General features: G+C 47.2%; 16 protein-coding genes and 1 tRNA gene. 6 read left to right on the top strand and 11 right to left on the bottom strand.

What is annotated here, in order from left to right; all coding sequences use genetic code 11:
• Positions 1-16: 16 nt before the first annotated feature.
• The 6 genes from rpsR to rnr all read right to left on the bottom strand — a co-directional run bounded on the left by rpsR (position 17) and on the right by rnr (position 4,540).
• Positions 17-244 carry a 30S ribosomal protein S18 gene (rpsR, locus tag B2U97_RS03840; protein ID WP_011235166.1) on the bottom strand — a complete coding sequence of 76 codons (228 nt, stop codon included), beginning with the start codon at positions 242-244 and terminating at the stop codon, positions 17-19.
• A 10-nt stretch (positions 245-254) separates the two neighbouring features.
• Positions 255-554 carry a primosomal replication protein N gene (priB, locus tag B2U97_RS03835; RefSeq protein ID WP_011235167.1) on the bottom strand — a complete coding sequence of 100 codons (300 nt, stop codon included), beginning with the start codon at positions 552-554 and terminating at the stop codon, positions 255-257.
• Positions 555-578: 24 nt separating this feature from the next.
• A complete protein-coding gene (gene rpsF, locus B2U97_RS03830) occupies positions 579-929 on the bottom strand; it encodes a 30S ribosomal protein S6 (protein WP_011235168.1) in 351 nt (116 codons plus the stop codon).
• Between the two features lie 137 nt (positions 930-1,066).
• Positions 1,067-1,498 carry a hypothetical protein gene (locus B2U97_RS03825; RefSeq protein ID WP_011235169.1) on the bottom strand — a complete coding sequence of 144 codons (432 nt, stop codon included), beginning with the start codon at positions 1,496-1,498 and terminating at the stop codon, positions 1,067-1,069.
• Positions 1,488-2,234 carry a 23S rRNA (guanosine(2251)-2'-O)-methyltransferase RlmB gene (gene rlmB, locus B2U97_RS03820; protein WP_110013988.1) on the bottom strand — a complete coding sequence of 249 codons (747 nt, stop codon included), beginning with the start codon at positions 2,232-2,234 and terminating at the stop codon, positions 1,488-1,490. Before rlmB ends, B2U97_RS03825 begins: the two co-directional genes overlap by 11 nt.
• A complete protein-coding gene (rnr, locus tag B2U97_RS03815) occupies positions 2,231-4,540 on the bottom strand; it encodes a ribonuclease R (RefSeq protein WP_272990214.1) in 2,310 nt (769 codons plus the stop codon). Before rnr ends, rlmB begins: the two co-directional genes overlap by 4 nt.
• Positions 4,541-4,734: 194 nt before the next feature.
• Here rnr and B2U97_RS03810 point away from each other — a divergent pair, with 194 nt between their 5' ends.
• Together B2U97_RS03810 and B2U97_RS03805 are read left to right on the top strand one after the other, a co-directional pair.
• Complete coding sequence (locus tag B2U97_RS03810) at positions 4,735-5,091, top strand: hypothetical protein (protein ID WP_016341380.1); 357 nt, start codon at positions 4,735-4,737, stop codon at positions 5,089-5,091.
• A gap of 37 nt (positions 5,092-5,128) precedes the next feature.
• Entirely contained in the window at positions 5,129-5,716 is a 588-nt protein-coding gene (locus B2U97_RS03805) for a hypothetical protein (protein WP_011235172.1), read from the top strand.
• A gap of 69 nt (positions 5,717-5,785) precedes the next feature.
• On the opposite strand, the gene B2U97_RS03800 is transcribed toward B2U97_RS03805, so the two are convergent.
• Positions 5,786-5,871, bottom strand: a tRNA-Leu gene (locus B2U97_RS03800).
• A 221-nt stretch (positions 5,872-6,092) separates the two neighbouring features.
• Here B2U97_RS03800 and B2U97_RS03795 point away from each other — a divergent pair.
• Positions 6,093-6,602 (top strand): RDD family protein, encoded by a 510-nt coding sequence (locus tag B2U97_RS03795; RefSeq protein WP_272990217.1) that lies wholly within the window; start codon positions 6,093-6,095, stop codon positions 6,600-6,602.
• Positions 6,603-6,624: 22 nt separating this feature from the next.
• Here B2U97_RS03795 and lptG read toward each other — a convergent pair whose 3' ends face one another.
• Positions 6,625-7,695: an LPS export ABC transporter permease LptG gene (gene lptG, locus B2U97_RS03790; protein WP_011235174.1), complete on the bottom strand. Its 1,071-nt coding sequence runs from the start codon at positions 7,693-7,695 to the stop codon at positions 6,625-6,627.
• The gene (gene lptF / locus B2U97_RS03785; RefSeq protein ID WP_255801599.1) at positions 7,695-8,804 is read right to left on the bottom strand and encodes an LPS export ABC transporter permease LptF; all 1,110 of its coding nucleotides are present in this window, start codon (positions 8,802-8,804) and stop codon (positions 7,695-7,697) included. The genes lptG and lptF overlap by 1 nt, the downstream gene beginning before the upstream one ends.
• Before the next feature lie 133 nt (positions 8,805-8,937).
• Between lptF and pepA the strand changes: the two genes are divergently transcribed.
• From pepA to B2U97_RS03770, 3 genes are read left to right on the top strand one after another with little or no spacing between them, the layout of a single operon-like run.
• A complete protein-coding gene (gene pepA, locus B2U97_RS03780) occupies positions 8,938-10,443 on the top strand; it encodes a leucyl aminopeptidase (RefSeq protein WP_110013984.1) in 1,506 nt (501 codons plus the stop codon).
• Between the two features lies 1 nt (position 10,444).
• Positions 10,445-10,894, top strand: coding sequence for a DNA polymerase III subunit chi (locus B2U97_RS03775; RefSeq protein ID WP_153849578.1), 450 nt, complete (start codon positions 10,445-10,447; stop codon positions 10,892-10,894).
• Between the two features lie 7 nt (positions 10,895-10,901).
• Positions 10,902-13,751: a valine--tRNA ligase gene (locus tag B2U97_RS03770; RefSeq protein ID WP_272990223.1), complete on the top strand. Its 2,850-nt coding sequence runs from the start codon at positions 10,902-10,904 to the stop codon at positions 13,749-13,751.
• Between the two features lie 121 nt (positions 13,752-13,872).
• On the opposite strand, the gene rraB is transcribed toward B2U97_RS03770, so the two are convergent.
• A complete protein-coding gene (gene rraB, locus B2U97_RS03765) occupies positions 13,873-14,259 on the bottom strand; it encodes a ribonuclease E inhibitor RraB (protein ID WP_114982159.1) in 387 nt (128 codons plus the stop codon).
• On the bottom strand, positions 14,256-14,996 hold the full coding sequence (locus tag B2U97_RS03760) for a 1-acylglycerol-3-phosphate O-acyltransferase (protein WP_034822503.1): 741 nt from the start codon (positions 14,994-14,996) through the stop codon (positions 14,256-14,258). The genes rraB and B2U97_RS03760 overlap by 4 nt, the downstream gene beginning before the upstream one ends.
• Positions 14,997-14,998 lie beyond the last annotated feature (2 nt).

Here is a 14,998-nt window from a genome sequence, read left to right as displayed (position 1 = left end):
TCGAACCGGTGCTAGCTTACTGATGTGAATCAGTATAAGGCAGCAGTGACAAATAACGAGCACGCTTGATAGCGCGCGCTAACTGACGCTGATACTTAGCGGATGTTCCAGTAATACGGCTAGGAACGATTTTACCAGTTTCAGTAATGTAGTTCTTAAGCGTAGCGATATCTTTATAATCAATTTCTTTTACGCCATCTGCTTTAAAGCGGCAGAATTTGCGGCGACGAAAAAAACGAGCCATGATGGTCTCCTTAAATCAATTCGAGATGCTGAGCATGAAGTACCAAACGAGGTGAGCCATTGCTATCCTCGTGACGGTGCAGAAAACCTTCTGCCAGAACTTCACAACCCACCGTCAATTTTTCTAACCAGTGTTGTAAACCTTCACCACTTAAAACGACCTGAATACGCACATAAGATTGACGATTCATACCAGCTTCCGGTTGCATAGACCGATGTTCAATCACTAATTGTAAATGCTCAATACCTGACGGGCTGGTTTCCAGCTTAGGTACTTTGCCAAGTGTTCCGGTTAAATGCAGTCGATTCATAAGGGCTATTGAAAGTCAGCAAGCTTACGCTGCTTCACTGTCACCTTTACGATCTTCCTTCGGCTTAGTCAGCGGCGAAGGCTCAGTAATAGATTCTTTTTTGCGCATGATCATATTGCGCAATACTGCATCGTTATAACGGAATGCAGTTTCAAGCTCTTCCACAACCTCTGCAGACGCTTCAATGTTCAACAGAACATAATGCGCTTTGTGCAGTTTGTTGATTGGGTAAGCCAATTGACGACGGCCCCAGTCTTCTAAACGATGGATTTGACCACCACCTTGCTTGATCGTTTCGCTGTAGCGCTCGATCATGCCAGGTACTTGCTCGCTCTGGTCCGGGTGGACCATAAATACGATTTCGTAATGACGCATTACAGTTTCCTTTTGGTTCGTATAGCCTCAGTTTAGCTCAGCCGCACTAACATAGAAGCAAGGAACACATTCAGTAAAATGAAAATATGGCTGATTTAAGCCGCGCGATACTAACTAAAATGAACGCCAATTGCAAATTAATCGGCGTTTTTATGGGCTTTTTCAATGCGGGAGCTGAGTAAAGCAACAACGCGGTCGGCCAATTCGTTTGCTACGGCTTTGTCGCCACGAACCACAATATTGTCTACGATTTTGCCCTGGCGACGAGCTGTAGCATCAATTTGCACCGCATCCTGCTGTTCAGCGAATACAAGAGTGACTTGCCATTCAGCATTACTATCCTCGACTCTGTGCCATTCGTGCCTGACATCCAGTCGATTACTAATATCAAAGGCAAGGTTTTGCACAGACTGGGTTGCGTCATCCTCAACGTCAAAATGAAAAGCGACATAGGGTTTCTCTGAACGCAGCCAGGTTGGTGATTCCCAGTTAGGCGTCCAACTGACAAACAATACTGCGACCATTGCTAAGGCAATGGCTATAGGCAAAAGGCGACGTTTAAGATCCATTGCGCTGTCTGACAACCTCAAATAAGCAAACACCACTGGCTACAGAAACATTTAAGCTACTGACACTACCAGACAAAGGAATGGAGACTAAATCGTCACAGGTTTCGCGGGTAAGACGTCTCATACCTTTACCTTCGGCACCCATAACCAAAGCGACAGGCCCTCTGTAATCAACATCATAAACAGATTGAGTTGCTTCGCCTGCTGTGCCGTATACCCACACGCCCAATTCCTGTAAGTCACGAAGCGCCCTGGCTAAGTTGGTGACCACAACAAGAGGAACGTTCTCGGCAGCACCCGACGCCACCTTACGCACGGTTGGAGTAATTTGAGCCGACTTGTCTTTTGGTACAATAACGCCCGTAACGCCTGCTGCATCGGCCGTGCGCAGGCAAGCACCTAAATTATGCGGGTCGGTCACGCCATCGAGTATTAAGAACAACCCGGCCTGCTGACTTTGTTCCAGTAATTTAGGCAAGTCGTGCTCAGTTAAAGTAGGCGGCGACTGAACGGTCGCCACAACGCCCTGGTGGTTACCGCCTTCAGCTCGTTTTTCCAAAGCTTGTTTAGGCACCCATTGAGGTCTGACGCCAGTTGCATGGCATTGATTGACAATGTCACGCACCGAATCATCCTGACGCTCTTTAGAAACGTAGAGCTCTACCAAACGGTCTGGATGATTTTTTAATATGGCCCGCACCGCGTGCAAGCCAAATACGGTCACTTTTTGACTCATGACTTGCTACGTCCCTTATTGCTGCTGCGACTACCGCTTTTCCGCTGGCCGCCTTTTCCACGAGACTGTCCTTTTCTCTTACCTTTGCCTGAACCTTTAGCTGGCATATTTCGTTTCTGGCCACCCGGACTCGTCGCTTCCAGCAAAGTTAAATCAATTTTACGATCGTCCAGATTCACGTCTTTCACTTTGACTTTCACATTATCACCCAGACGGAAAACGCTGTTGCTGTTCTCTCCGATTAGCATTCCTTTTTGCTGATCAAAGTGATAGTAGTCGTTGTCGAGGTTACTAATATGAATAAGACCGTCAATTTGGTAGTCACTTAAGCGCACGAACAAGCCAAAATTGGTGACTGAGGAAATAACGCCCTCAAACTCCATACCAATATGGTCTAGCATGAACTCACACTTCAGCCATTCGTCAACCTGGCGGGTAGCATCATCTGCACGTCGCTCGGTCATTGAGGTATGTACACCCAGTTCATCCAATTGCTTATCAGAGTATGCCCATGCACCCACTAAGCCTTTCTCTTCACCTTTTTTCTTGCGCAAAATTGCTTTTATCGCGCGGTGCAAAATAAGATCCGGGTAACGACGAATAGGTGAGGTAAAGTGCGCGTAAGACTTCAATGCCAAGCCAAAGTGCCCTTTATTCTCTGGTTGATATACCGCCTGCTGCATAGAGCGCAACAACATGGTTTCAATCAGTTCATGATCCTGACGATCTTTCACTTGCTCAAGCAAAGTCGCATAGTCTTTCGGAGATGGTTCATCACCGCCTTCCAGGTTCAGACCCAGTTCACCAAGAAAACTGCGGAAGTTGTTCAATCGTTCATCAGCCGGAGTTTCATGCACGCGGAACAACGCGCCAACTTCTTTATCTGACTCAATAAGCTGAGCAGAGGCCACGTTTGCCATAATCATGCACTCTTCAATAATTTTGTGAGCAACATGACGTTTAACCGGTTCGATACTCTCAATTTTACGCTGAGCATTAAAAATAAAGCGGGTTTCCTGCGTATCAAACTCAATAGCTGAGCGGCGCTTACGAGCTGCACTTAATGCGTTATAAAGTCGCTCCAGTTCCTGCACATTGTCCATGACATGCTGGTACTGCTGTTGCAGTTCTTCATCGCCATCAAGTAGCTTTTTAACTTTATTGTAAGTCAGTCGCGCATGGCTTTTCATTACTGCCGGATAAAACTCTGTGGACTTGAGTTTTCCACGAGGTCCCAATTCCATTTCTGCAACCATGCACAAACGGTCGACATCGGGGTTTAATGAACACAAACCATTAGACAGTTTTTCCGGTAGCATTGGAATAACATTGCTGGGGAAATAAACTGAATTACCGCGTTCTGTTGCGGCTTTATCAAGAACGGTGTCCGGACGAACATAGTAAGACACATCGGCAATTGCTACCCAAAGGCGCCAGCCTTTTTCTTCCTGCACGCAGCAAACGGCATCATCAAAGTCGCGAGAGTCTTCACCATCGATAGTAATAAGCGGCAGGTCACGTAAGTCTTTACGACCCTCGTAGGCCTCGGCTGGGACTTCTTCGCTATATTTTTTCAGCTCTTCGTCAACTTCAGTTGGCCATTCGGTAGGAATATCGTGCTCACGAATCGCGACCTGAATTTCCATACCCGGTGCCATATGTTCACCCAGCACCTCGCTGACCCGACCAATTGGGCTGGTTCGGCGACTTGGACGTCGGGTAATTTCAACGACCACAAGCTGTCCATGACGCGCGCCATTTTTATCCGCATCAGGAATAAGAATATCCTGACTAATACGGCCATCGTCCGGTACTACTATGCCCAGATCATGTTCAACGAAGTAACGGCCAACAATATTACTGTCGCGGGGCTCTGTAACTCTAACGATACGCCCCTCGGTGCGACCTCGGCTATCTTTACCACTGGTTTTAACCAGTACGCGATCACCATGCAAAACTGAATACATTTGATGATGTGGAATAAACAGGTCTTTACCGCCATCTTCAGTCTGACAAAATCCAAAACCATCTTTATGACCAATGATACGACCTTTGATCAAATCCATACGCTCGGGCAGACCATAAGCATTCGCTTTGCTGTATATAAGCTGTCCGTCGCGCTCCATAGCGCGCAAACGCCGTTTCAAACCAATTGCCTGGCGCTCATCATCTAAACCAAAGTGACGAATGAACTCATCAAACTGAACCGGTTTACTGTTTGAGGTTACAAGTTCAAGCAATTGCTCACGGCCCGGAATTTCAACTTCATATTCTGGCGTACTGTTGTTCTGTTGATTATCTGACATAGAATCCTATTGTAGTTGCACGGTTAAGGAGGACCGATGGGCAACAGTATACGTGCTGAAAGTCATAATGTCAGTGCTTAGCTTGTATTTTGAACAAAACGTACCCATGTACTACTTAATAGGTAAAAAAATGAGTTGTCGAATCGTCTTATATACTCTAATTTGAGAACTGGAACATTTACGAAGATCAAAAAATGCAAAAATATTCAGCAACTACAACCGAATTAAACGGGCTCCAACAGTGGAGCTATCGGGTATTGCTGTGTTTATTACTCATCGTTTTCAGTACAGCCAGCTACGCCGCATCTGGCGAAATTAGTGAAAAACAGCTAACGGCGCAGCAAAATTCCAACGCTGTTTTCATTGTAGACCTGTCATCGCCTATATCTGAAATTCAGGCAGAAGATCCCGAATTCGATAAAGCAATCGACGCATCCTCACGAGTTTTTCAAAACGTCTTAGCGCTTGCTCCTCTATCTCAGGAGAAAAGCGAACCGAAGCTTACCCAATGGAATTGGCATCTCGTCCGGGGGCCACCCGCTCACCTTTAAAAATTCTGTATTTTTTTAATTTTTAAAGGAGTTTGTCATGAGTGAGTTTAAAGAAATTCAATGGTCTTCTGCAGCCGATAAAATTGCAATACACCACAACTATGAGCATCAACCGTTAATTAGCTGGCACGATAGTGCTACGCATGTTGTTGATGATTTCACAAAAGTATCTCCTCTAGAAATAAAGGAGAGCACTCTGGTCAGCGACGCAGAGCAAAAGCTTCGTAATGCCAACCTCCGCTACGCCTGCATAAAAAATCAAAGTGATGAAATGACAGGTTTACTGGCATTGCGTGAGCTTCACGGACGCAAAGCAACTCAGCTAAGTACCGTCAAGCAAATTGGCTGGCGGGAATTGGCAGTAAAAGAGTTGATGTTACCTCTGGTGGCATTACCACAGGTAAGACTTGAGGACTTAAAGAAAGCTAAAATCGGTGACGCAGCGGCAACTCTCAAAGCCAGTGGCCGCGACTTTCTTCTCGTGATTAACGATGGAGAAGTCTGTGGCGTAGTGTCATCTCTTAGAATAGCTGAATTAACAGGGGAGTCAGTAAACGTTTATCACCTGCCCTCAACTTTTGCGGAAATTATTTCAGCGATAAATCATCATGAGGTCATTGACTGAAATCAATTATATGTCAGAAGTGCTTTTGCGCTTCTGGCATTTTCAGTACTAACTACGAAGGGAAAAACTTGGTGGCGCTGGACGGACTTGAACCGTCACTCCCAGAAGGAACCTGATTTTGAATCAGGCGTGTCTACCAATTCCACCACAGCGCCATGCTTTATAAGGTGAAGGCGTTGCGTAACAAAGCAACGGGACGGAATTATACTCGTCCACTCTCTCTAATCAAGCAATAATTCACTAAAATACCTTATAATCCAACTAACTGCTGATTCCTTATACAGCTAAGAGCACAACTGAGAGTGAAACTGAGGTAGCTGTCAGCCCGCTTAGCTCATGATATGATTAAAACACGATTGAGTTAAATGAGTTTCACATGAGTTCCGCAGCACAGAAATTACACGCCAGTTCCCCCAGTGCCGGCTTTCCCAGACGTTTTGTCTCCTGGGTTTATGACTTTTTAGTCGCCGTAGCTATTATTATGCTCGCTTCAGCCTTGGCTTTACTCTTTGCCGCGCTGCTGACTACTTTTGACTGGTTAGTGTTGCCAGAAGGAATGGATCACGCCGCCTGGTTAGCCCAGGGACCTTGGTACAGCTTGTATCTTCTTTCCGTTGTTTCGCTATTTTTTGGCTGGTTCTGGAAACGTTCGGGTCAAACCTTAGGTATGCGCGCGTGGCGCCTGAAACTTCAAAACCGTGATGGTTCGAGGCTGACTAATCGCCAGGTTTTTATCAGGCTGATTACTTGTTGTGCAGGCCTTGGAAACCTCTGGGTTCTGGTAGATTTTAAAAACAAACGAGCCTGGCATGATTACGCTGCCGGCACCGAAGTTGTCACGCTTTCAAAAGAAGCAAATCAGCTGTTCTACTGGAATGAACTTTAGCCTATAGAGGTACGGCCAATTGTCAGGCCGTACGCCCCCGCATAAAGTAAACGGCCACTCCGGCAAATAAAATACTGGGTAATAAAGCTCCCAGAATAGCCGGAATTTGATAAACCTGAGCCAACGGACCAAAAATTTCATTACTCACATGGAAGCCAAAACCAGTAATAACACCAAGTAATATTCGGGCACCCATTGTTGTTGAGCGCAGCGGGCCAAAAATAAAAGACAAGGCCACCAACAGCATAACCGCTACCGTTATCGGCGCGAAAAGTTTCCGCCATAAAGCCAACTCGTAGCGCTCCGCAGATTGCTGATTACTCTCCAGGTAGGTTAAGTAGTCCAACAGCCCGGTAATAGAAAGCGACTCTGGTTTTATAGTCACCACTCCAAGTTTGTCCGGCGTTAAACTCGACTGCCAAACCATACTAGGCTTTTCATCACGTAACATTCGGATATCATCAAGCTGAGTTACAGTTACCTGCTGCATGCGCCATTTGTCACCACTGAAATTAGCGGTCCGGGCGTAAGTTACTTTTTGCAACTCACGATTGTCATTAAAGTCGTAAATTAATACGTCGTTAAGCCGTCCGGTATCCTCTACTTCGCCAATATTGATAAAGTCCGAGCCATCTTTTGCCCACACTCCCTGCTGAGCAGATATTAAGCTACCGCCGGAAATAGCCTGTGAACGTATGGCCCGGCCCTGAGCTTCCATAGGCGGCGCTATCCACTCTCCAATGGCCATAACCGCGACCATCATAATAATAGCTGACTTCATTACCGCGCCAATAATATTTAAACGCGACCGCCCGGCGGCCATCATGACCACCAGTTCCGAGTTACTGGCAAGCATCCCCACGCCAATGAGCCCGCCGAGTAAAGCGGCCATTGGAAAGAAAGTTTCAACATCGCGCGGCAGGCTGTAAAACACAAAGAGTGCCGCATCCATAACATTGTAGTCGCCGCGACCCACCGCTTTAAGCTGCTCCACAAAGCGGATTAACGAGGAAAGCCCGGTTAATACGGCCAGACTTAAAAGCGATGTCCGTAATACGGAAAGCCCAATGTACTTATCTAAAATACTAAACATCAGTGCCCCCGCGCAGCGCCAAAGCGCAAGTTTGCCAGTAACCTCAACCCGAGCGGACGCCCCTTACCCACCAGAGCCAACCCAAAAATCAGCAAAATGAAGTGTATCCACCACAAGCCAATAATAGGCGGAATAACGCCGTCCCGAATGGCTGACTTAGCTGCCATAAGCAATAAAAAGTACCCCAGATAAATAAGCAGCGCCGGCGCCATTCTTCCGAACTTACCCTGACGCGGGTTTACCCGGCTTAGTGGCACCGCAATAAGTGTCAGTAACGGCATTGCCAGCGGAATAGCAATACGCCACTGTAATTCAGCAATCGCTGCCGGTTCTTTCCGCGATAACAGTTCAACAGTTGGGTAAGCCTCAAGTTTTCGTAATTGCTCACTTGCCTGCTGCTCTTTAATTTGCAATTGATAACTGTCGAACGACATCATCTGATAGCTGTCGTCATCGCCGGCATAACGTTTTCCCTGACCCAGCTCCAGCCATTGCGAGCCGGTTGTTTCACTAATCACTTTGCCGGTTTTGGCCATCACCACACTACCAGACTGTAACTCGCCCTGATTGTGCGTGTGCTGCGCAACAAAAACTTCTTCTAAATCACCATCATCGCCAACACTTTGTACAAAAATAACCGCCTTCTGGTTGCTGGCTTGCTGAAATCGCCCCGGCATAAGCGCGGTAAGTCCACTTTCTGAACGAGCTTTATCTTCTAGTTTTTGCTCCTGATCAAGCGACCATGGCACCAGCCACAAAGTAAAAGACGCGGTGATAATAGCCAGAATCAGTGAGAGCACCAGAGTCACTCGAGTTACGTACCACTCACTGACGCCACAAGCGTGCAAAACGGTCATTTCATTGTCGGCGTAGATACGTCCGTGAGCCAGTAAAATCCCTAAAAACAGGCTAAGAGGCAAAATCAGTGACAATAATGCCGGCAGGTTCAACGACAACAGTTGAAAAATAATAGCGCCCGGTATGTCCCCTTCTGACGCATCCGATAACACACGGACAAATTTCTGACTGACAAAAATTGTCATCAGGATAAAAAGTACAGCAAGCTGCGACTTCAAGGTTTCACTGATCAAATATCGGAATATGCGCACTGGCGTTCACTCATAACTTAGGTTTTTACTGGAATAGCTGTGATTTTTAAGTAAACTTGTTATTTTAACAACAAAGTGTCTTTATAGCGAAACTATAGCAGGCATTGAAGCCACCTGAAACAGGAGCACTGTCATGGAGTTCAGCGTCAAAAGTGGTAATCCGGAAAAACAACGCTCTGCTTGTATCGTTGTTGGCGTATTTGAACCTCGTCGTCTGTCTGGCGTTGCCGAACAATTAGACAAAGTCAGTGATGGTTATTTAAGCAACCTATTACGCCGCGGAGACCTCGAAGGTAAATCCGGTCAGGTTTTGCTGTTACATCATGTCCCCAATATTCTTGCCGAACGGGTTTTACTGGTCGGCTGCGGTAAAGAACGCGAACTTGATGAGCGTCAGTACCGCCAAATTATCGCTCGTACTATGAACACGTTGAACGAAACAGGTTCAATGGAAGCGGTGTGCTTTCTCAGTGAACTGCACGTTAAAGGGCGCGATACCTACTGGAAAGTTCGCCAGGCAGTAGAGGCAGCCCGGGCAACATTGTATAACTTTAATGAGCTCAAAAGTAAAAAAGAAGAGCCTCGCCGCCCGTTACGCAAATTGGTTTTTAACGTTCCAAGCCGCAAAGAGCTGGCTTTGGGCGAACAAGCTGTGCAGCACGCATTAGCGGTGGCAACCGGAATGGATATTTGCCGCAACGTAGCGAATATGCCACCTAACATTTGCACGCCTCGTTATTTAGCCGATCAAGCCAAATTAATGGCTGATAATTACGACAACTTAACAGTTACCACGGTTGAAGAAGCCGAAATGGAAAAACTGGGTATGAATGCATACTTAGCGGTTGGTCGCGGTTCAGAGCATGAGTCAGTGCTCACATTAATGCATTATAAAGGCGCACCCGATGACCAGGCTCCTATTGTGCTGGTAGGTAAAGGTCTGACATTTGATTCTGGCGGTATTTCAATTAAGCCGTCCGCGAATATGGATGAAATGAAATACGATATGGGCGGTGCAGCGGGCGTTTTAGGCGCCATGCAGGCTCTGGCCGAACTGCAACTGCCTATCAATGTTATTGGTGCGGTCGCCGGTTGTGAAAACATGCCGGATGGCAAAGCCTACCGACCAGGTGATATTTTAACCACCATGAGCGGCCAAACAGTTGAAGTACTGAATACTGACGCGGAAGGTCGACTGGTGCTGTGCGATACCCTGACATATATCGAGCGATTTGAACCTGAATCCGTGATTGATTTAGCCACGCTGACAGGCGCCTGTGTTATTGCTTTAGGCAGTCATGCTTCCGCCGTGCTCAGCCAGCATAATCCGTTAGCACACGAAATTCTGAACGCTGCTCAGCAAAGTGGTGACAAAGCCTGGCGCATGCCGCTTTGGGACGAATATCAGTCGATGCTGGATAGCCCGTTTGCGGATATGGCGAATATCGGCGGTCGTGAAGCCGGCACTATTACTGCTGCTTGTTTCCTCTCGCGTTACACTAAAAAGTACAACTGGGCGCACATGGATATCGCAGGCACAGCGTGGCAAGGTGGTAAAGACAAAGGCTCAACAGGCCGTCCGGTTCCACTGTTAACTCAGTTCTTAATTAACCGGTGTAACACCGAGGCAGCTGAATAACATGTCGTCAGCCACCTTTTTCTTAATGCCGGACGGAGCCGAAGATGAGCAAAACCGGCTTATCTGCGATAAGATAGCGCAACTGTACCGAAAGCATAAAAAGTTGCGGGTCTGGGCCCGCAATCAACAACAGGCTGAAGCTCTGGACGAGCTTTTGTGGCAACAACCAAGTGATGCTTTTATTCCGCATAACTTACACGGCGAAGGCCCGGCTACAGGTGCTCCGGTAGAGTTTTGCTGGCCTGAGGCCGATGCAGTAAAAAACCGTCCGGGTTATGCGCTGTTTAATCTGGCGGAAGAAATTCCGGTGCAAGCCCAGCAGAGCCAAAAGCTCTATGACATTGTTCCAGCCGATGACAATGGCAAAAAAACAGCTCGCGAGCGTTACAAACATTACAGGGCGCGCGGTTGCCAAATGCAAACCGAGCCCCTGACATCCGAACAGAAGTAAGGTCATTATGGATAAAACATACTCCCCTGCAGCGATAGAACAAGATCTCTACCAACAATGGGAAGATAAGGGCTATTTCAAGCCCTCAGGTAAAGGCGACTCCTACTCGATTATGATTCCGCCACCCAACGTTACTGGCAGTCTGCATATGGGCCATGCCTTCCAACACACTATTATGGATACGCTGACCCGTTACCAGCGCATGGATGGCCTTAATACATTATGGCAAGTTGGTTCCGACCACGCAGGTATTGCTACGCAGATGGTTGTTGAACGCCAGTTGGCAGCTCAGGGACAAACTCGCCAGGAACTTGGGCGCGACGCTTTCATTGATAAAATATGGGAGTGGAAAGAACAATCCGGTGGCACTATTACCCAACAAATGCGCCGTCTGGGCGACTCAGTTGACTGGGATCGCGAGCGCTTCACGATGGACGAAGGTCTTTCAGATGCGGTCCGCGAGGTCTTCGTAAAACTGCACGAAGACAACCTGATTTATCGTGGTAAGCGCCTGGTAAACTGGGACCCTGCGCTGCAGACTGCCATTTCCGACTTAGAAGTCGAGAACAAAGAACAACAAGGTTCTATCTGGTATTTACGCTACCCGCTGGCCGATGGTGAGAAAACCGAAGACGGTAAAGATCATTTAGTGGTCGCGACCACCCGCCCGGAAACCATGTTAGGCGATGTGTGTGTTGCCGTGCATCCCGACGACGAGCGCTTCGCTCATTTAGTCGGTAAACACCTTGAGTTACCCATTGTTAACCGCCGCATTCCGATAGTTGCCGACCATCACGTTGACAGCGAATTCGGTACTGGTTGCGTAAAGGTAACCCCGGCGCATGATTTTAACGATTACGAAATTGGCAAGCGTCATCAAACTGGCATGATTTCAATTTTCGATGACACGGCTCATGTTATGGCAAAAGCGGGGCTTTACACCAGTACGGGTGAAACGCTTGAAGAGCTGAACGGGTTTAACGGTGCGCTTCCTGAGCAGTACGCCGGTAAAGAGCGTTTCGAGGCTCGTAAACAACTGGTTGCTGAATTTGACGAACTCGGTTTGCTGGAAAAAATTGAAAAGCACACCAACAAAATACCGTATGGTGACCGTGGTGGCGTTCCTATTGAACCGCATTTAACCGACCAATGGTATGTCCGCGTTGAGCCTATGGCCAAACAGGCGACTGAAGCGGTTGAAGACGGTCGTATTGAGTTTGTACCCAAGCAGTACGAGAACATGTATTTCAGCTGGATGCGTGACATTCAGGACTGGTGTATTTCGCGTCAGTTATGGTGGGGACACCGTATTCCGGCATGGTACGACGAACAAGGCAATGTTTATGTTGGTCGCACCGAAGAAGAAGTGCGGGACAAACATAATTTAGGCGATACTCCTCTTCAGCAGGACGAAGACGTATTAGATACCTGGTTCTCTTCCGCGCTATGGACCTTTTCTACTCTCGGTTGGCCAAAAAATACCGAAGACTTAAAAACCTTCCATCCGACCGATGTGCTGGTTACCGGTTTCGACATTATTTTCTTCTGGGTTGCCCGCATGATCATGATGACCATGCACTTCATAAAAGATGAGGATGGCCAGCCGCAGGTTCCGTTTAAGAAAGTCTATGTGACCGGCCTTATTCGTGACGAAGAAGGCCAGAAAATGTCGAAGTCTAAAGGTAATGTATTAGACCCGCTGGACATGATTGACGGCATTAGCGCTGACGAGCTGGTCGCTAAACGTACCGCGAATTTGATGCAGCCTAAAATGCGCGAGAAAATTGAAAAACGCACCCGCAAGGAGTTCCCTGAAGGTATTACCGCTCACGGCACCGATGCACTGCGTTTTACCTTAACAGCACTTGCCTCAACAGGTCGCGATATCAACTGGGACATGAAGCGCCTGGAAGGTTATCGCAACTTCTGTAACAAGCTATGGAACGCCAGCCGTTATGTGCTAATGAGTACCGAGGAGCATGACTGTGGTCTCGAAAACGACGATATGACCCTGTCACTGGCAGACGAATGGATCATTGCCCGTTTTAACAGCACAGTAAAAGACTTTCGTCAGGCTTTGGATACCTACCGTTTTGATCAGGCTGCGGCTATTGCGTACGAGTTTACCTGGAACCAATTCTGTGACTGGTATCTGGAGCTCACTAAGCCGGTGCTGCAAAATGGTACAGAAGTACAACAACGCGGTACCCGCCACACACTGGTGAATGTTCTGGAACAGCTACTGCGTCTTCTACACCCAGTCATGCCTTACATTACTGAAACCATCTGGCAACGCGTTAAGCCGCTGGTTGGTAATACGGGTGAGACCATTATGCTGCAGCCGTTTCCTCAGGTTGAGGACAACGTCAGCCATCAGGCAATGCAGGACATGGAGTGGCTTAAGCGTGTTATTCTGGCTATTCGTAATATTCGTGGCGAAATGGACTTATCACCGAATAAGCCTTTGCCTCTGCTGCTCTCAAATGCTGATGCAATGGCCAGGGGCCGTATTGAAAATAACCAAAGCTTCCTCAGTAGCCTGGCAAAACTGGAATCTATTGAGTTTATTGAAAGCGACGATGACGCACCAGCCAGTATGACCGCGCTGGTTGACACGTTGAAGCTACACATTCCAATGGCAGGTTTAATTGATAAAGAAGCTGAGCTGCAGCGTCTGCAAAAGTCTATTGAGAAAGCAAATAAAGAGTGGCAGCGCCTGAATGGCAAGTTAAGCAATGACAACTTTGTCAGTAAAGCACCTGAAGCTGTCATTGCCAAAGAACGTGAAAAGCTTTCAGAGGCCGAAACAACCCTGAAGCAGTTGCAGGAGCAACAGGACAAAATTAAAGCTCTCTAATTTTGTACAACGCCATTGCTGAACAAAAAAGCCCGGATCATTAGATTCGGGCTTTTTTTAACGTCATCTATTCTAAAACAAAACTTGTAACCTTGAATTGCTAATAAAAGCAGAGAGAGGCTCACTCCTCTCTGTCATCTAAGCCTTCATCGTCAAGTTCTTCGTCTTCAATCAGCGTACCCCAGCCGTCATACTCCACTTCGCACTCATCAGCTATAGCGGCTATTTCACGCACCTGACGGTTTAAAATATCGTTATCAAGCTCGGCGTCTGTTACCGCCATAAACGCAAACCAACGCTTGCCTCGTTCGTCTTCAAACTCGTCGGCATCGTCCACATGATATCCCTGCTTAACCAGTTCAACAGCGGCTTTTTCCAGTTTGGTAAAGTCCTGGCTGGCTAAGTGATGCTCAATTTCATACAAGAGTTCTGTTTCTGCACCATCAGCAATCAAAGCCTGTACAGTTTCTTCACTTTGCGTAAGTAGATCATTAAGATCTCGACTCATGTTTTTTCCTTTTTAGCCTGTTCTTGCTCAATGCTCGCGTTTAACTGCTTAATTTTATCATCCATTTTTTGATGACAGTGAGCACTCAGTTCACGTAGATTCTCTCGCTGATAATTGGCAATTCTCACCGGTTCAAGAAACGCCACTTTTAACACTCCGTTATTCCAGCGGTTCATTTTTATCTTACCGTGCAATTCAGATACACAAACCGGCACTACGTCCACTTGAGCCCGGTACGCAGTATGAAAAGCACCGTTTTTAAATGGCAACAAACCACGTCCATAACTGCGGGTGCCTTCAGGAAACATCCACACCGAAATATCGCGCTGCTTTATCGCATCCGCCGTCTGCCCGATTGTGCCATGGGCTTTACCGGCATTTTTTCTGTCTATAAGGATATTGCCTGCCAACCAGTAGAGCCAACCGAAAAAAGGTATCCATCTAAGGCTCTTCTTGCCAACGGTCACCGTATTTTTTGGCAGCATTGCTGCTATGGTGAAAATTTCCCAGCTATTTTGATGATTACAAATAAAGACATAAGGCCCGCCCTTTTCAATATCCGGGTGCCGGCTGACCTCAATTCGCATCCCCAAAACCCGTATTGCCCAACCAAAAATATGGGCAAAACGATAGGTATTGTTGCGGTGAAACGGCCGGACAATGCAAAACAAGCAGCCTACAACACCGAACACCACAACAAAACCGCCAAGAAACAACCATCGCAACAAGGCTAACATCC

Origin of the sequence: Idiomarina sp. UBA3176 (assembly GCF_002364295.1) — a bacterium.
Taxonomy (GTDB): domain Bacteria; phylum Pseudomonadota; class Gammaproteobacteria; order Enterobacterales; family Alteromonadaceae; genus Idiomarina; species Idiomarina loihiensis.
The sequence above is the reverse complement of the archived record's forward strand: the minus strand, read 5'-3'. Positions and strand labels throughout refer to the sequence as shown.